We start from the raw sequence: 16,992 nt of genomic DNA, 5'->3' as shown, positions 1-16,992 counted from the left end.
GCGACACAGCCTCCCCACCCTACCTGCCAAGATGATGTGAGACAGAGGTCATCGTCAGCCTAGGCTAGGTATGGCGGGTAGGGAGGGGTTGATCGCCCTCGTCCGCGCGCAGGCGGAGTTGATCGCCGAGTTGCGGGCGACGGTGGCGACACAGGCCAGGGAGATCGCGAAGCTGACGGCGAAGGTCGCTGACCTGGAGCGGAAGGTGTCGCGGAACTCGCGGAACTCGTCGTTGTCGCCGTCCACGGACGACGCGATCCCGGGGCGGAAGCCGCCCGGCCCGGCGGGGTGTCCGGGGCGCCGGTGTCTTACGGGCCGGAGTTGCGTGCGCTCGCGCTGTACTTCCTGGTCCGCCAGCACCTGCCGGTCGAGCGGGCCAGGGAGGCGATCGCCGAGCTGTGTGTGTGGGGGGGGGAGGTCTCGGCGGGCTGGCTGCGCTCGCTGCTGGCCCTGGGCGCGGACGTGGTCGCCGAGCCGGTCGACGCGATCGAACAGCGGATCGCTGCGGAGAAGGTCGTCGGGTTCGACGAGACCCCGCTGAAGGTCGGGCCGAAGGGCGAGAAGCGCTACGTGCTGTCCGCGTCGACGCTGCTGTTCACGCTGTTCATGCTGGGCGGCGCGACAAGGCGAGTTTCTGGGTGTTCCTGCTCGGCCGGATGCTCGGGGTCGTCGTCCACGACCGTTACGCCCTCTACGACGCCGAGGAGTTCGTCGGTTTCCTGCACCAACTCTGTGTCAGCCATCTGCTGCGTGACCTCCAGGACGCCGTCGAGACCTACCCGGAGGCGGTGTGGCCGGTCCAGCTCCAGCAGGCGTTGCGGGGCCTGCTCCACCAGGCCAACCTCGCCCGCGCGGCCGTGCTGGCCGAGGTCCCCGCCGCGCTGCGCGACCCGCTGGTCGCCGAGTACCGCGGCGCGGTCCGCGTCGGGCTCAGGGATGTCCCCGCGGCCGAGAAGGGCGCGAAGCAGCCGGTCGGCCGCTGCCTACTCGAGTGCCTGCGCGACCGCCAAGACGACATGCTCCGGTTCGTCTTCGACCTCGACGTGTGGCCGACGAACAACCAGTCCGAAGGCGACCTACGGCCGTTCAAGACCCAGCAGAAGATCTCCGGACGGCTCACCTCCGCGGCCGTGGCCGCCTGCCGCCTCCAGATCGCCAGCTACCTGTCCACCACCCGCAAACACAGCGTCTCCGCCCTGCACGCCCTACGGCTCGCGTTCCGCGGCACCCCCTGGATGCCACCACCCGCCGTCGCCCCCACCTGACGGGCACCCCACCGATCCCACCGATCCCGCCGCGCCGGCCCCGCCTGCACGGCCCACAGCCACGCCCACGAACCGCCACCTACAGCAAGATCCCTAAACCAGGTGAATGCTTACGACTTGGCGGCCCGACCCTCGACGCGGTTCTCGGCGCATCACGACGCCCACGAGAGCCCCGAACAGCTCAGCGACGAAGACCGGGCACGGCTCTCCGTGGGCGGAAGTCCCCGCCGGGCGAAGTCAGGGTAATTTCAGGGGATCAGCATCGCCTTGCGGGCGCGGACGACGGCTTCGTAGCGTGTGCCCGCGTCCAGTTTCCGCATGGCGGATTGCAGGTATGCCTTGACCGTTTCGCGGGAGAGCGAAAGCCGGTTTGCGACCTCGGCATTGGTGCAGCCAAGCGCGACCTGGGCGAGGACGTCGGTCTCACGGGTGGACAGGCGTACCTTGGAATTCTTTCCCGGCCCGCTCTCGCCGACGGCGACGAGACGTTGTGCGGCCGCGTAGATCCTGCGCTGGAGCGCCGAATCGGACATGGCTCCCGCGATGGCCCTCAGTTCGGAGTGCACCGAACGAAGTTCCTCGAGCGTGGCGGCGTGCGCGGGCTCGAGCTGTCTGACGGCCGCGAGCGACTCGGCCATCGCCAACCGATGATCGACTTCGTCGCGGATGGTGAGCTCGTGGACGAGCCGCCGGCCCGCGGCAACGATCTCGTCCCGTATCCGGTCGCCCAACGCGGCGGGCTGGCGCACCGCGCCGTAGAGGACGGCACGGCAACGGCCACCAGCGTGAACGGGAACCGCGAGTAACGAGGCGAGACCTTCGCGGAGGACGGGCCGGTCGTAGTCATGCGTGATGCTCCGCGCGCTGGCGTAGTCGGTCACCCCGACCGGGCGGCCCTGCAGGATCACCCGGCCGCCCAGTCCCGTGCCGGGACAGACCTCCAGATTGTGCAGGCCGGTGGTGCGAGTGCCCAGGAACTCCGTCAGGCGCAAGCGGTTGCCACCCACCTCACCGGCGAATGCCACCGGGACTCCGCCCTGCCGGATGATGGTGCGCAGCTCGGCCCGCAAGGCCGCGCGGTCGTCTGGACGAAGTAATCGGGTGTCACTCATCGCGTCCGTCCTCATTGCGCACACCGCCATGTTGTGCACGTCACAGTAACCCGGCCGAGGCAAGCCGTCGACCGGCCATCCCCGTGACCATCACGCGACCATCACGCGGCTACCTCCGCTACCACCCCGTGGCCATCCCCGCCTGCTACCAACTTTCGGGGGTGGCCGGCGGGGGCGGCTCGGCACGACTCTGTGCGGTGTTGGAAGGAGTTTGCCGATGACGTCGACTGCCGCGACCGAGACCTACCGCACTGCCCGCGATCTTCTGATCAACTTGCGCACGGACTACGGCAAGGCGCTGGAGGAGTTCCGCTGGCCACGGTTCGAAGGCCAGTTCAACTGGGCCATCGACTGGTTTGACCCAATCGCCCGGAACAACGACCGGGTGGCGCTGTGGATCGTGGAAGAGGATGGTTCGGAACGTCGGTGCACCTATGACGAGATGGCCCGTCGCTCGGACCGGGTAGCGACCTGGCTTGCCGGGTTAGGCATCGGCAAGGGCGATCCGGTGATCCTCATGCTCGGCAACCAGGTGGAGCTCTGGGAGTCGATGCTGGCGCTCATGAAGCTGGGCGCGGTAATCATACCCACCACTACCGCGATCGGTCCGACGGACCTCGCCGACCGGATCGAACGCGGCGGCGCCACCTGCGTGATCGCCAATGCCGCCGACGCGGTGAAGGTCAAGCTGAAAAACCTGAACGGTGTCATTGTAGGTGGCGAGGCCGCCGGCTGGCGCCCCTACACCGAGGCCGACGGCGTCACCGAGGTGCACCGGTTCGAATCCCGTACCGCCCCCACCGATCCGCTGCTGTTCTACTTCACCTCCGGAACCACCAGCCGGCCCAAACTCGTCGAGCACAGCCAGGTGTCCTATCCGGTCGGGCACCTGTCCACCCTGTACTGGACCGGGGTGCAACCCGGTGACGTGCATCTCAACATCAGTTCCCCTGGCTGGGCAAAGCACGCGTGGAGCTCGTTTTTCGTGCCGTGGATCGCCGAAGCAACGATCTTCGTCTACAACTACGGCACGTTCGACCCCGCCAAGCTGCTGGCGCAGCTCCGCCGGGCTGGCGTAACCACGATGTGCGCGCCGCCGACCGTGTGGCGCATGCTCATCAAGGTCGATCTTTCCGGCGGGCCCGGCGCGCTGCGCGAGGTGCTGTCGGCCGGTGAACCCCTCAATCCGGAGGTCATCGACCAGGTCCGCGCCCACTGGGGCCTGACCCTGCGCGACGGGTTCGGCCAAACCGAGACGACCGCCCAGGTCGGCAACTCACCTGGCGCCGCTGTCAAGCCGGGGTCGATGGGCCGTCCGCTGCCGGGCGTGCCCACGGTCCTGGTCGACCCGGTGAGCGGCCAGCGCTCCAGCACTGAGGGAGAGCTGTGCCTCGATCTGGCCGCGCACCCGCTCGCGCTAATGACCAGTTACCGTGGCGGCCCCGAACGCAACGCGGAAGTACTGGCCGGCGGCTACTACCACACCGGTGACGTCGCATCCCTCGACGAGGACGGCTACCTCACCTACATCGGCCGTACCGACGACGTGTTCAAGGCCTCGGACTACAAGGTGTCCCCCTTCGAACTGGAAAGCGTCCTCGTCGAACACCCGGCTGTGCTTGAGGCAGCCGTCGTGCCCGCACCCGACGAGGTACGCCTGGCCGTGCCGAAGGCCTACATCGCACTTGCTCCGGGATGGGAGCCGAACCGCGAGACAGCGGAGGCGATCCTCCGTCACGCCCGCGAAAACCTTGCCCCCTACCTGCGCGTCCGGCGGCTGGAGTTCTACGACCTACCNAAAACGATCNCCGGCAAGANCCGGCGCGTCGAGCTGCGCAGCAGGGAGAGCGAAGCCGCGGGCACCCGCCTCAGCATGGAGTACCGCGACACCGACTTTCCCAGGCTGACCAGCCGTAAGGCCGACTGATCGACCAGACACCACGGGCCGTGGATGGGGCGCGCTGGAGTGCGTGCCCCGTTCCGGGGGTCGTCCAGTTCGGCAGCGGTGAGCCCGGTGGCGCTCAGGCGACTCGGTTATGAGGGGCGAATGAGGGCGCCCGCAAGCATGACCTGGGCTTCCGATATCTGGTCAGATCGGTCAGAGGAGCTCCGCGGTGTCGGTTCCGCGTCTGCCGGACTGCCACATGATGGCCAGCTCGGTGCGTGACCGCACGCCGCACTTGGCGAGCACATGGGTGATGTGACGTTTGACGGTCCACTCCGAGATCCCGAGCTCCCGAGCGATCAATCTGTTGGGCCATCCATCGGCAACGTAGCGGGCGATTTCGTGCTCGCGGATCGACAAGACTATTCCCGCCGGCGCGACCTGATGTTCGAGATGGCTGCGCAGCAGGTACGACAACGTCGGCCGAAGTCCCCGCAGGAGTTCGTGATCTCTGCGATCGAAGGTGCGCCCGCCCGTCGCAACGACTCCGATGTAACCGTGAACGGGCAGCGAGGTATCCAGCCAGACGAGGATCTTGTCGCTGATGTCGTTTTGCGGCAAGAAATCCTCGAGGAATTCTCCGCATCTGTCGTTGCCGAGGGCCATCTCTGCCAGTTGCGGGAGCACGGCCTGGCCGTATTCCTGCATCAGTTGACGAGCGAACTTGTGCGCGAAGACATCTCGACCGGCATACCTGTCCAGGTAGCGTGCCATGAGCTCGGGAAGGATGCCACGAGTGCGGGGCTCGCTCAATTCCAGCTGCAATGACGGGTGGCGGCCGAGGGAGAAGGTGAGGTGCTCGTAGCCAAGGTGCGCCGAGAACGCGTCGAGGACGACGCTANGGAAGGACGGTGACTCGGTCGCACCGACACAGTCGTTGATCACCGCGAGAGTGCGGCGGTAGTCCGCAGCTTCCAGCTCCACGACGGCCTCCAGCAAACATGCGTCCAGCGCGACGTTACCCGCCCGGAGAGACGCCACTTCCGAACGAATCACCATATCACTCGCCGCCAAGATTTTCAATGCCACCTAAGTGGCATTGAGGCGGACCTTCACGACAATCATTGTAGTGGTGTCGGTCACATTCTAGTCCAAGGTGAAATCCATGAAAGAGCATATCGTTACCGGGGCTGCGGGGGCACGACTACGAGTCCTCGAGCACAGCCCGGAAAAGGCGCCCACCGTCGTGCTGGTCCACGGCCTGTCGCTGAACGCGGGCGTGTGGGACCCGCTCGTTGCGCGGATCCAGAATTCGTTCCGCATCCTGGCGCCCGACCTTCGTGGGCACGGCCGCTCGGATGTACCCGAGGACGACACCTACGCGCTCAGCCGCACGTGGGCCGAGGACCTCGCGGCGGTTATCTCGCTCGCCGGACCGGGGCCGGTGGTTCTGGTGGCGTGGTCCTACGGCGGTCTGGTGGCTACCGACTTTCTACGCACCTACGGACAGTCCGGTCTGTCCGGACTGGTGTTGGTGTCCCCGTTGCGCAAGATCGGTAGCGCGGACGCCCTGGCGCTGTTGGGACCGGACTTTCTCGCGACAGCCGGTGGACTGACCTCGACCGACCTCGGCGAGGCGGTTCCCGCGGCGGGCGCGTTCGTCGATCTACTGCGCGCCGGGGACTGGGATCAGGCCACCCGCGAACGACTGCTCGGCGCCGTCCTCGCGGTACCGCCGCGGGTACGGGCCACGATCCTCGGGCGCGTCGACGACGGCGATGAGGCGCTCGCCGAACTGACCATCCCCACCCGGATCATCTACGGCAGCGACGACACCGTCATCATCCCGGCCGCCTTCGCCGAGTTGGACACCATCATTGCCGCGGCGACCGTGACCGCGTACCCCGGCGTGGGNCACATACCGTTCGTGGAGAACCCCACACGCTTCGACACCGAACTCACCGAGTTCGTCGGCACCCTTTCATCTGCCACTGCTGCCGTGCGCTGACCGCAGCATCCACCCGATTATTCGGCATGGNGACGGACGCCGTGCCGTACCGAAGCTGGGCGAAGATAAGGGCCCACCGGTGAACGCGGGTCCGCATTCTGAAGAACGGCATTTATTCGACCGGTTCCGCACCTGCCCGCACCCGGTCGACGCTTTCACTCAGGACGTCTTCGTGGCCGTCTTCATGGTCTTCTTCGTGGGTCTTCTTCGCACTGGAGACGGACGGCCGTTAGAAACCAAGATGGAAAAGTAAACACCAATCAGAAAGGAAATCAATACCATGATCACTATTACCGTCGAGGAGCGGATTGCTCTGCAACGTGCGACCATCGAGGAGCACATTCGCCAGGAGAACGCCAAGGAGTGGGAGAAGGTCTACGACACCTTCGTGCGTGACGAGCGTTCCTTCTACGATGTCGTCCCCATGAGCACCCATTACGAAGGCATCCGGGGCGTGCAAGACTTCTACGAGGCGCTCACTGTCGCCTTACCAGACTTCGTCATCACCGTCACCGGAGAATACGACCTCCCCGGCTATTCCTGGCGAGAGGTGACTGTCACCGGAACGCATCGGAGCGAGTTCGCCGGTATCACTCCACAGAACCATGTGGTTCGCTTCGAAATCGCCGCACTCTACCTCTTCAGCGACGACAACCCCGGCAAGCTCATCGCCGAACGCGCGTACTGGGACAACGACTCGATCTTCCGCCAGATGAAGGGGGAGGCCGACGCCCCCCGCGGCGGAGTTGGCCTGACCGACCGCGAACCCATCCGCGCAACCATCGCATAACCCACATCCATGGACAGGGCGCGCCGTCGTAACGGGCGGCGGCGTTGCCCTGTCCTGCACAGGCAGGGAAGGCCGCCGNGGACAACAAAACGCGCAGGCGCGCCCTGGCGGCTGACCACCTACCGGCCGGGCGAGATCTCGCATATCCACAGTGTCATGGACGGCGAGGCGCGCGGGCTACGGTTTCCGGGCGATTCCGCCATACATGTACACGTGGGCATCGTCCAGCGCAGCCGCCTCCTCGTCGGGATGCCAGTGGTGGACGAGCACTACTCCGGGGTCAAGCAGTTCCAGCCCGTCAAAGAAACGCTCGACCGTGCTTTTATCGCGCGCGATCAGCGGAATGCCGTCGGCGTTGTATGCGGCCTCCCCGGCGCGAGCTTCCTCGGGCGCGCTGTCGGCCGTGGCGGTCGACAGCGCCAGGATGCTCCCCGCCGGCAGCGGGCGCATGAGCCGGTCGATGATATCCTGAACGATCGCGTCATCAGTGATGAACTGCACGATCGCGATCAGACTGACCGCCATAGGCCGGCCCAGGTCGAGAGTTTCCCGCAGTTGCTCGGGCTCCAGGATCCCCTCCGGGTTGCGGAAGTCGGCGTCGAGATAGGCGGCCCGGCCCTCGGGGGTACTGGCGAGCAGTGCTCGGGCGTGCACCAACACGATGGGTACCACCCCTGGGCTGCACATGGCGTCCGGCATCCGGTCCTAGCGCTCTTATGCGTGCCAGTGGAGATCGCTTCGTCCTGGTGCGTGGAAGTCAGCCGAGGGTCGTAGGCAGAAGCTCAAAGGCGCCGCAGTGGCTGGGAACGACGATCTGGAAGTCCTTGCGGTCGACCGTCGCGACCTTGGGTGTGCCCAGGCGTTCCGCTGTAGCGACTACCGCGGCGTCGACTGCGTCGAGCGGAAGATCGGCATAGCGCCGCACCAGTTGGGCAGCGCGGTCGAGGTCCGCGGCTGTCGGCGCCTCCACGTCAAGCTCTCCGGCCGCCAGTGACTCCAAGAACGTGGCGGCCAGTTGCGGCGTTCCGTGCCCCCGGCGCGCAAGCAGGTAACAAACCTCGGTGATGACCATCGCGGGAACTACCAGGGGCTCGGCGGCCGCCACGAGGAGGTGGGCACACGATTCATGGAACTTGTCCCGCTTGTTGATGGCAGCGACGAGTACACCGGTGTCGATAACTATCACCGGTCTGGCTCGCCTAGCTCCTCGTGAAGGATTCGAGATGAACGTTCAGCCAGATCGCGTTCACCATCCATGATCCCGATGAACGACAAGCGGCGCCCCGGTGTGGCTGCGCTGTCGTCAACCTGCCGTGCTGACTCCGTGGCCGGACGCGGGCCGAGCATGCCACCCAAGATCACATAGAGCGCCTCCACCTGGGTAGGCGCAAGCCGATCCACCATCCGGTGCACATCGGCCACATGCGGCGCGGTTGTCATGGTGCCAGCGTAGCCCGCTCGGACGGGGCGGTAGCGCGTCGTCGGGACGGATGCGCCGTCCCTGCCGACGCGTCGGGACGTTCCTGCGGGCGTTGCTGTGGGGTCATGCCCGTCCGCTCGAGAAGGTCGCCCGAGCGGTGACCGCCGCGCTGCCGCGCCACGCGCCGGTGCTGTTCCGCCTCGTCGACGAGGCTCTGGCAGTGCGGTGGCCGGCGCACTGCGTCCGAGCCGCGCGACGTGTGCAACTCGGGTACGGACCAAAGGCCGGGCCCGGCTACCTAAAGATGCTGGTGAGACGCCCGAATCTACGCCGATACGATCGGTACCACCCCCGGATTGCACATGCAACCCGGGGGTGGCCGTCTTGCTATCTATGCGCTGGTACGTGGACGGCGGCGCTTCCTACCTGGGAGGCGGGGTGGGGGTGGCCGTCGGACAAGTACGCCCGCGATGAGAGTGGTGGCCGCTTTCGGGACGGGTGGGGCCTCGGCGAGGGTCTCGGTCAGCCAGCGTGCCACCGCATCGGCGTCCGATTCGGCATTGTGGGCGTTCTGCACCGTGGCCGGAAGGCGGGCTGTCGGTCCGTCGCTGTCCGGCACCGCTGTGGCGCCGTTCCCGCCCGTATCCTCTGTGTCGGCCCGCGCCGTCCCGTCCCCTGTTTGCGGTGGATCGTCGCACGAATCGGCGGGTGCAGGACGGTGGACGCGGGACGGGCGGACGCGGGACGGATCGACCACGGCACCTCACAGAACCGGCGGCGGAAATGCGGCAAATAAAAGCTAACCGGACTATCCGATACCGCCAACAGGGCGCGTTCCGTCGATCGCTTCCGCCAGCTCCCACGATTAGATATGATGCCAATTGCGGCATGATTCCTGGCTCGCTTGGGCGGGTGTCAGATACCGGCCGACCTGCATCGATGCGCCACCTCGGACCTACCCGCTAGACAGGTAGGCGGATGGGCGGTCCGGTAGGTAAACGGACGGGCGGCCCGTAAAAGAACAGGCGTTTCGGTCATTTCCCCGCAAAATAGGCAATGATATGTGACGTAGATCACGCAAAACCCAGGGTGTCGGTGGTAGCCCGATCCTTCCATCGGACGAGGTTGCAGCGCGGAAAGGCGGGGGGCCGTACCCCTGGGCGGGGCCGGACGACCCGAGGGAGCCTTGCGTGGGTGGTCTTGTGGTCAGCCCCCGCCGGTGCTCAGGGCGGGGATGGAGATGACGGTGACCTGGGTGGTGGAGACGGTGGTGAGGCCGTTGAATGCGCCGGTCTGGCCGGCGCCGGTCCAGGTGACGTTCCAGGTGACGGTGGCGGTCACGGGGAACACGCCGCCGGGCTGGTCGTCGGAGACGGTCTGGTAGGTGTGGCCGCAGTCCGGTGAGGACGCTTTCGGGTCGATGTCGGGCCGGTAGGGGGTACCGGGGCCGGTGCAGCGGACCTGGGCGCCGTCACCCATCGCCCAGACGACCTCGGCGGGGGTGGCGACGGCGGTCACCGACACGCCGCCGGCGGCAGCCGTGGCGGAGACGGGATGCCAGCCTGCGGGGTCGAGCCACATCCAGGTGGGGAGACGAATGAGCTGCCGGCCGGTCGGGCTGAGTGCGATCGTCGGGCCTTGGAGACGGAGCTGGTTGCGGGCCTGTTCGGCGAGGGCCGCCGGGTCGGGGGCGGCAGCCGCCGGACCGGCCTGTCCGTCCGGTATCCAGACCGGGGGCCGGTAGAGCGCGTCGCGCCACCCGTCGTTCTGGCACTGGTAGACGTACCAGGCCCCGGACTGCCCGTCCGGGCCGGTCGCGGCGGGCAGCACGCCCAGCGACCCCGGCCGGTGAACCGCGGCCACGACGTGCGGTCCGCCGTCGCGCGGGATGGAGCGGAACGCAACTGGCCGGCCGTTCTGCCCGGCAGCGAGTTCACATCCCGGGTAGGGGTGCTGGTCGCAGTCCGCGGAGGTGAAGATGTCGGCGTAGGCGGGCGTTGCGACCGCGAGGACGCCCAGCAGGCAGACGGCGGCAGGGACGACGCGCTTCAGCATGACCCGAGTCCCTGCACGGCGAACCGGGTGACCTTCCACGACCCGTCCTCGTGCAGGCGGACTTCGGAGGTGATCGCCCGCCGGCCGCCGGGTTCGTCGGTGAACGCCGGCCCCGCCGTGCGGGGCGCAGTTGCATTGCGGGGAAGCTGGGCATGCCGGCGGCCGGGGCGGTTGCCGGTCAGAGGGCGGCGGCGAGTTCGGTGAACGCGGCTGCCAGCCGTAGGNGCGGGNTGCTGTCGATCCCGAGTTCGTAGTGGCCGCGGCGGATGTTCTGCACCAAGGGTGCGACGACGAGGTCGCACAGAGTGAGTGAGACCAGTGATGGAGGGCCGGTGGTCGGTACTGAGTCTCCGGGCTAGTGCTCGGGAGCCCGTCCCCGCCCTGGCACGCGCGCCGCATGCAGTCCATGCGCTGGGTGTGAAGCCCGGGGAAAAGCCCAAGAACCGATGTCCATCCGTCGGGAACAGGCGAGGGGAAGGCCGGAAGGGTGAATAAGGTGAACCCTNGATGGAAGCCTCGTAATCAGAAGCGCCGGAGATGGAATGCAAGACCGGCGTCCAGGGCCTGCCGCTGGGAGGCGGCGATGGCGGCTGGGGTTCTTTCCTCTGGCCGTATGAGCACCATGGCCCCGGGGTAGAGAGGGCACCCCGTCCCGGCTGTATCTCACATGTGCGGAACGCGGAAACCCCGTCGAGGTCCGGAGAGCTGACCGGCTTCGGTAAGCCGACCGTAAGGGGGGCTTAATGCCACGGCGGGAAAGGATGGCTCAGGAAGCGAACGGCGGCAGCCGAAAGGCGACAGGAAGGCGGGTGCAGATGGCGGGACCTTCAACCGGCCGCGCCCGTATAACTGGCCGTATACCAGGCCTGACCCGTGCCTGGGCCCGAAAGGGAGCTGACGTGAGCCAGGTGGCCCTTTGGACACACCGATGACAAGGAACCGCCCGAGTCCGAGGGGCACGTTGGGCGCTTCGGTGAAGGACACGACCAGCACCGCCGTGGTGGCGGTATCGACCGTGCCCGAAGCTGGGGTGAACGGACCCGAGGACCTGCCGGACTGGGACGCCATCGACTGGTCGTCGCAGGACAGGCAGGTAGCGCGGCTACGGCAGAGGATCTTCAAGGCAACGCAGGCGGGCGACATCAAGCGCGCCCGAAATCTACAGAAACTGATGTTGCGCAGCCGTGCCAACACGTTGGTCAGCGTGCGGCAGGTAAGCCAGCGCAACTCCGGCCGAAAGACGCCGGGAGTGGACGGCGAGGTCGCTATGACCTCTCGGCAGCGGGTCTCGTTGGCCCAGTGGCTGCAACGACGTGGATCGGGCACGGTCCCACTCCCCGTCCGACGGGTGCACGTCCCCAAGAAAAACGGAAAAAGCAGACCACTCGGTATACCCGTCATCGTGGACCGCGCCCAGCAGAACCGGGTCAAGAACGCGTTGGAACCCGAGTGGGAAGCCCGGCTGGATGCCAGCCAGTATGGCTTCCGGCCCGGACGAGGCTGCCATGACGCGATCGAGAAGATCTTCTCCCTGCTGGGAAAGAAAGGAGCGAAACGCGGGTGGATCCTCGACGCGGACATCCAGACCGCGTTCGACAGAATCGACCATAACCATTTACTCGGCCGCCTTGCTGGCTTCCCTGCGCGGGAACAGATAGCGGGGTGGTTGCGGGCGGGGGTGGTCGACAACAACCGGTACGCCCCGACCTCGGAGGGAACTCCCCAGGGCGGGGTCATTTCACCGCTGCTCCTCAATATAACGTTGCAGGGCATAGAGGAAGCCGCCGGGGTCAGATACCGGAAGAACGGAGAACTTGCCCGGGACTGCCCCGCCGCCGTCGTCTACGCCGATGACCTGGTCGTGCTGTGCCACAGCCAGGAACAGGCCGAAACGGCACGGGAGCGCCTTGCTGTCTGGCTGGCTCCGAAGGGTCTGTGTCTCAACGACGCAAAGACCCGGATCGCCACCGACACCGAGGGGTTCGACTTTCTCTCATTCAACGTCCGCCGTTACCCGACGAAGGACGGCCCGAAACTGCTCATAAAACCCAGCGGGGAGGCGCTGATCAGGATACGGCGGCGGATGAAGGCCGAACTGCGGGCGCTACGGGGACAGCCCGCCTCGGCCGTGATAGGCAAGCTTAACCCCATCATCAGAGGGCAGGCGGCCTACTACCGGACAGGGGTGGCGAAGAAAGCGTTCAGCGATCTGGACCGGGTTCTCTGGGTGCAACTCGACCAGTGGGCGCGGGGTGCCCACCCCAACAAAGGCCGACAGTGGATCATAAAGCGCTACTGGGGCCCGTTCAACAAGTTCAGGAACGACCAGTGGGTATTCGGAGATCACAAGACCGGCGCCTACCTGCACAAATACGCCTGGACTCCGATCACCCGGCACGTCATGGTCGCGGGCCGGTCGTCTCCGGACGACCCGGCCCTTGCCGATTACTGGGCCGACCGACGTCGACGGCAGACCCGTCACGGCCCACCTTTGGCATCGTCCGTCCAACACGCCTTACGCGCACAGGGCGGCAGGTGCCCGGGCTGCGGCCACAGTCTGCTGTTCACCGACCGCACACCCGACCTCCCCGGACAATGGGAGAACTGGTTCCGCACGCTCCGCACGGCGATCAAACGAAAGCACATCGTCACAGGAAACGCGGACGGCCGGGCTGGACACCACACAAGCACGACCCGAACCATGCACGTGGGGATATATATGCACGCTGACTGCGCCCGCCGCCACCCCGGCAGTGGACACGGTTGACACGGACAGCAACTGCAGAGACTGCAAACCAAAGCGGGCTGCTTGAGCCGTGTGCGTCGGAAGGCGCACGCACGGTTCTGAGGGGACGGGGACGCAGCAATGCGCCCCCGTTACCCGGCCGTGTCCGGCACCGACGGTTTGGACCGAACGCAGCCGTTTCAGTCCGCGCATCGGCCGGAGCCGTGCTTTCAACCGGCCGTGATCGGCTTCGATCCGGTTGTTCTCCCGGGCCGCGTCGACGTGGCAGGCTTCGGGGAGCAGCTCGTCGAGAATCCGCGGGTAGACCGCGGCCTTGTCGGTGGTGACCTCGACCGGCCGGCGACCTTGAGTAAGCGCCCGGACGAAGAATCGCCGGGCAGCGGCCTGGCCACGGCGGGNGCTGGCCAGGACGTCGATGACCTGCCCGTGCTGGTCAACCGCCCGGTACAGATAGGTCCACCGGCCGGCGACCTTGACGTAGGTCTCGTCGACGAACCATCTGTCCCCGGGTCGGTGCCGACACGGCCGGGCCGCTTCGGCCAGCAAGGGCGTAAAGCGCTGCACCCACCGGTAGACAGTCACGTGATCAACCAGGAGGCCGCGCTCGGCGAGCAGCTCCTCGACATCCCGGTAGGACAGGGCGTACCGCAGGTACCAGCGGACAGCGAGGACGATCACCTCCGGTGGGAACCGGAACCCCGCGAACTCCGACGTCGGAACCGGCGGACAGACACGACGTCGACGCATCACTCGATCATGGCCGATCAGAGGCCGCGATGTCGGACTCTGCGGATGCAACAGAGCCATCGTGAGCCCACACGACTTCACGCATTAAAGATCAGTAAGACCCCAGCGGTGGACCCACCCGAACATCGCGACACGAAAAGAAACCAGCCGGAAACAATGTGATCTACATCACGAACACTGGCCGCGATCAGTATCGCGACCACGAACAACCCCAACAGATGGCAGCATCGCCCCGATCGAAGGGTGCCGAACCATGTGCCAGAGGCGCGCGACCTGCACGAATCTCCTATGGAGGGAACGAGGGCCGGGCGCGGGAGACCTCCCGGCGGCGGATCGCCGCCGCCAGGAGCACGTGATGACCTAGCTAACCAGCAAACAACGACGCGGCTCCATTCTCGCTGGTCAACCACGATTTCTAGCCACATACTTGCTTCGCGTGCGCCGCGATGCTAAGAGCGGGTGGGCTGCCGTTCAGCTCATTGACATCGAACGTTCAGGACTGCTACAGTTCCTTTATTAATCCCTGGGCGGTGGGAACAAGCATGCCGAGTTGCGAAAGCCAATTTGACCTACCCTCCTATCTGCGCTCGAAGCAAGTCCTGGTCGACAGCGAAGTTGATCGGGCGGTGACCCGCTTCTATCCAGAGCGCCTCTTCGACTCCATGCGTTATTCGCTGATGATCGCCGGAAAAAGATTACGACCAGCGCTATGCCTTGCTGGTTGCGAGATTACGGGCGGAAAAGTTCAAACGGCATTACCGACAGCGTGCGCCTTGGAAATGCTACACACCGCGACCCTCATTCACGACGACCTGCCTGTGATCGACAACGACGATCTGCGGCGTGGAAGGACGGCAAATCACAAGATCTTCGGGGCGGACATCGCCCTACTCACCGGAGACGCGCTCCTGGTGCATTCTCTGGAATACATCCTGATCAACACGCCGGACGTTCCGGTGGAACGTCTGCTGCGCGTCAGCAAACATTCAGCCCGGGCCGCGTGGGTGTCGTTTGATGGCATGACGTGATGCCGGTCGGCGCGGGTGCGCCTCCGGTCGGTGGTGTTGTCGGGTGGGGGTTGTGTTTCAGGCCGGGGTGGCGGGCGGCCAGTCGGGGATCCAGGCCCGGCCGGTGACGACCTCGCGCAGGGTCGTCATGACGTCGCGGCCGTGCTTCGCGGCGGTGCGCAGGTAGCCGAGGATCGTGTACCGGTCCTGGGTGACCGTGTCGCTGGTCAGCCGCCCGGAGATGTTCTGCTGCAGCTTCGCGGGGCGTAGTTCGCGTTCGGCGTCGTTCGAGGTCGCCGGGATGGCCGGGTCGGTGAGGAACCGCAGCACGTCGGCCTGCCGGGTGCTGAGGAACTCCACGAGCAGGCGGGCGGGGCGCTCGCCGGGGCGGGTGCCGTGCGAGGTCGTGGCGGACATCCCGACCTTCATGCCGTCGCGGAACAGGGCAAGCAGGTCCTCGACGCTGGTCGGCGCCGGTCGGGCCGGGGGTGTGCAGTAGCGGCAGTGCGCCGGGTTGTGGCACGCGACGCGGCCGGCGGCGAGGTCGGCGGCGTGGCGGGTGAGGTTCGTGTGGTGGATCAGACCGCGCAGCGCGTCGGCGGTCTGCGCGGGCCAGTGCTGGTCGGGGTAGGTCTCGGCTGCGGCGGTCAGGTCCCTGAGGAGGTGCTGGGCGCAGAGCTGGTGGACCAAGCCGAGGAAGGCCGGGGCGTCGGGATCGTGCGCGCCGTCGTCGCCGGTCCCGTCGGTGAGCGGGTCACCGACGGTGGGGTTGAAGAAGCCGTGGTCGTAGAGGTGGTAGCGGTCGTGGACGACGGTCGCGCCGGCGGCGGCGAGCTCGCCGAGCACAGAGGCCTGAAACGTCGCCAGGTCGCGGTCGCCGAGCAGGAAGTGGGTGTACAGCTCGGTGCAGGCGACCAGCAGGTGGCGCCTGGCGTCCTTGCNGCCGGGCCGTGGCAGCCGCGGGCCGACCCTGATCGGGGTCTCGTCCATCACGACGACCGCGCACAGGGNGATCAGCGCCCGGATCCGCTGGTGCGCCGCCGTGAGCGCGGCCGCGACGGCGCTCAGCAGGCCATGCACGAACCCGGTCGACGGCGCGGCGCCGGTCAGCGAGGCCAGCAGGTCCACGCATCGTCCGACCGGCAGGNGGTGGACGACCATCAGGTAGACGCACCAGGCCCGCAGGTTCGGCCCGTAGCCGATCGGCCCGCGGTGAGCGCCGTCCGGGCGGGTGGCCTGGTGGACCTTCCCGCAGGCGCATGCCAGCACGTGCCGGTCGTACTGGGTCACCCGGGCCGTGACCAGCGGGATCTCGACCTGCTGGTAGGAGTCCACGACGCCGAGGTCCCGGGCCGTGCCCCGTCCCAGGGCCGTGGCCAGGTCGTTCCCGCACCCACACCGGCCCTCCGGGAACCGGTCGACCTGCTCGTCGGGGTCCTCGACCCGGGCCAGGTGCGTGCCCGACGCGCCGGGCTGCCCCCCACGCCGACGCTGCTGCCCACCGCCGGTACGGGTCTTCCTCGGGGCCGGCGCGGGCCTCCCGGGCTGGTCGTCCTTCGACGACGGGAACGAGGAGTTGCCGCTGTTCCGCGACATCAGGTGCNCCAGCCGGTCGAGCCGGGCCGCGAGGTCCTCGTTGACCGCGGCGAGCTTCTCGTTCACCGCGACCAGCCGCTCGTTCTCGGCCCGCAACGCCGTGTTCTCCTCCGCCAGACGGGCAACCAGCACCCAGACCAGCCACGGCACAGCCGCCGACGCGGCGGGCGCTGGCCNGTCGTGGGANGGGCCGTCCGGTGTGGGCACACCACGGATCTAACGGGCCGCAACCCCACGCCACGCAGCGACAGGGCCATCACTCACCCAATCCGTCTGACAACCCGCCAGCCCCGGCAGACCGTCACCGACAGCCACAACAAACCCATGATCGTCACGCCGCGCGAACCGGCTGAAGGTTTAC

13 protein-coding genes and 4 pseudogenes are annotated in these 16,992 nt (G+C 67.0%); 8 read left to right on the top strand and 9 right to left on the bottom strand.

Features of this window, described 5'->3' with window-relative positions:
- Positions 1 to 70: 70 nt before the first annotated feature.
- The 3 genes and pseudogenes from ALLO2_RS28280 to ALLO2_RS24545 form a co-directional block, all read left to right on the top strand.
- Positions 71 to 208 (top strand): annotated as a pseudogene (locus ALLO2_RS28280) (hypothetical protein); the annotation flags it as partial.
- Between the two features lie 80 nt (positions 209 to 288).
- Positions 289 to 504 (top strand): annotated as a pseudogene (locus ALLO2_RS28275) (IS66 family transposase); the annotation flags it as partial.
- Positions 505 to 638: 134 nt separating this feature from the next.
- Positions 639 to 1,265, top strand: a complete 627-nt coding sequence (locus ALLO2_RS24545) for a transposase (protein ID WP_023840039.1) — start codon at positions 639 to 641, stop codon at positions 1,263 to 1,265.
- A 248-nt stretch (positions 1,266 to 1,513) separates the two neighbouring features.
- Here the strand turns inward: ALLO2_RS24545 and ALLO2_RS13475 are convergent, their stop codons facing one another.
- Entirely contained in the window at positions 1,514 to 2,377 is an 864-nt protein-coding gene (locus tag ALLO2_RS13475) for a LuxR C-terminal-related transcriptional regulator (protein ID WP_023840038.1), read from the bottom strand.
- Positions 2,378 to 2,594: 217 nt separating this feature from the next.
- On the opposite strand from ALLO2_RS13475, the gene ALLO2_RS13470 reads away from it, so the two are divergent.
- On the top strand, positions 2,595 to 4,304 hold the full coding sequence (locus ALLO2_RS13470; RefSeq protein ID WP_035732475.1) for an AMP-binding protein: 1,710 nt from the start codon (positions 2,595 to 2,597) through the stop codon (positions 4,302 to 4,304).
- A 171-nt stretch (positions 4,305 to 4,475) separates the two neighbouring features.
- Here ALLO2_RS13470 and ALLO2_RS27270 read toward each other — a convergent pair whose 3' ends face one another.
- Entirely contained in the window at positions 4,476 to 5,351 is an 876-nt protein-coding gene (locus ALLO2_RS27270; protein WP_232235087.1) for a helix-turn-helix transcriptional regulator, read from the bottom strand.
- A 76-nt stretch (positions 5,352 to 5,427) separates the two neighbouring features.
- Here ALLO2_RS27270 and ALLO2_RS13460 point away from each other — a divergent pair, with 76 nt between their 5' ends.
- Both ALLO2_RS13460 and ALLO2_RS13455 read left to right on the top strand, forming a co-directional pair.
- Positions 5,428 to 6,270 carry an alpha/beta fold hydrolase gene (locus ALLO2_RS13460; RefSeq protein ID WP_023840035.1) on the top strand — a complete coding sequence of 281 codons (843 nt, stop codon included), beginning with the start codon at positions 5,428 to 5,430 and terminating at the stop codon, positions 6,268 to 6,270.
- Positions 6,271 to 6,550: 280 nt separating this feature from the next.
- Complete coding sequence (locus tag ALLO2_RS13455) at positions 6,551 to 7,060, top strand: ester cyclase (protein WP_023840033.1); 510 nt, start codon at positions 6,551 to 6,553, stop codon at positions 7,058 to 7,060.
- A 177-nt stretch (positions 7,061 to 7,237) separates the two neighbouring features.
- Here the strand turns inward: ALLO2_RS13455 and ALLO2_RS13450 are convergent, their stop codons facing one another.
- From ALLO2_RS13450 to ALLO2_RS25655, 5 genes and pseudogenes are all read right to left on the bottom strand, one after another.
- Positions 7,238 to 7,759: an SAM-dependent methyltransferase gene (locus ALLO2_RS13450; RefSeq protein WP_023840032.1), complete on the bottom strand. Its 522-nt coding sequence runs from the start codon at positions 7,757 to 7,759 to the stop codon at positions 7,238 to 7,240.
- Positions 7,760 to 7,817: 58 nt separating this feature from the next.
- Positions 7,818 to 8,246: a type II toxin-antitoxin system VapC family toxin gene (locus ALLO2_RS13445; RefSeq protein WP_011438401.1), complete on the bottom strand. Its 429-nt coding sequence runs from the start codon at positions 8,244 to 8,246 to the stop codon at positions 7,818 to 7,820.
- Complete coding sequence (locus tag ALLO2_RS13440) at positions 8,243 to 8,500, bottom strand: hypothetical protein (RefSeq protein WP_131728916.1); 258 nt, start codon at positions 8,498 to 8,500, stop codon at positions 8,243 to 8,245. Before ALLO2_RS13440 ends, ALLO2_RS13445 begins: the two co-directional genes overlap by 4 nt.
- Positions 8,501 to 9,686: 1,186 nt before the next feature.
- Complete coding sequence (locus tag ALLO2_RS13435; RefSeq protein WP_023840030.1) at positions 9,687 to 10,535, bottom strand: hypothetical protein; 849 nt, start codon at positions 10,533 to 10,535, stop codon at positions 9,687 to 9,689.
- A gap of 178 nt (positions 10,536 to 10,713) precedes the next feature.
- Positions 10,714 to 10,815, bottom strand: a pseudogene (locus tag ALLO2_RS25655) (IS6 family transposase); the annotation flags it as partial.
- A 693-nt stretch (positions 10,816 to 11,508) separates the two neighbouring features.
- On the opposite strand from ALLO2_RS25655, the gene ALLO2_RS13425 reads away from it, so the two are divergent.
- Entirely contained in the window at positions 11,509 to 13,302 is a 1,794-nt protein-coding gene (locus tag ALLO2_RS13425; protein WP_051875230.1) for a reverse transcriptase domain-containing protein, read from the top strand.
- A 117-nt stretch (positions 13,303 to 13,419) separates the two neighbouring features.
- Here ALLO2_RS13425 and ALLO2_RS24540 read toward each other — a convergent pair.
- Positions 13,420 to 14,028: pseudogene (locus ALLO2_RS24540) on the bottom strand (IS6 family transposase); the annotation flags it as partial.
- 542 nt (positions 14,029 to 14,570) lie between these two features.
- Between ALLO2_RS24540 and ALLO2_RS24535 the strand changes: the two are divergent.
- Positions 14,571 to 15,056 (top strand): polyprenyl synthetase family protein, encoded by a 486-nt coding sequence (locus tag ALLO2_RS24535; RefSeq protein ID WP_023840027.1) that lies wholly within the window; start codon positions 14,571 to 14,573, stop codon positions 15,054 to 15,056.
- 57 nt (positions 15,057 to 15,113) lie between these two features.
- Here ALLO2_RS24535 and ALLO2_RS13410 read toward each other — a convergent pair whose 3' ends face one another.
- The gene (locus ALLO2_RS13410; protein ID WP_157493382.1) at positions 15,114 to 16,838 is read right to left on the bottom strand and encodes a transposase; all 1,725 of its coding nucleotides are present in this window, start codon (positions 16,836 to 16,838) and stop codon (positions 15,114 to 15,116) included.
- Positions 16,839 to 16,992 lie beyond the last annotated feature (154 nt).

Origin of the sequence: Frankia sp. Allo2 (genome assembly GCF_000733325.1) — a bacterium.
Lineage (GTDB): Bacteria > Actinomycetota > Actinomycetes > Frankiales > Frankiaceae > Frankia > Frankia casuarinae.
This window is presented reverse-complemented; position numbering and strand designations above follow the sequence as displayed.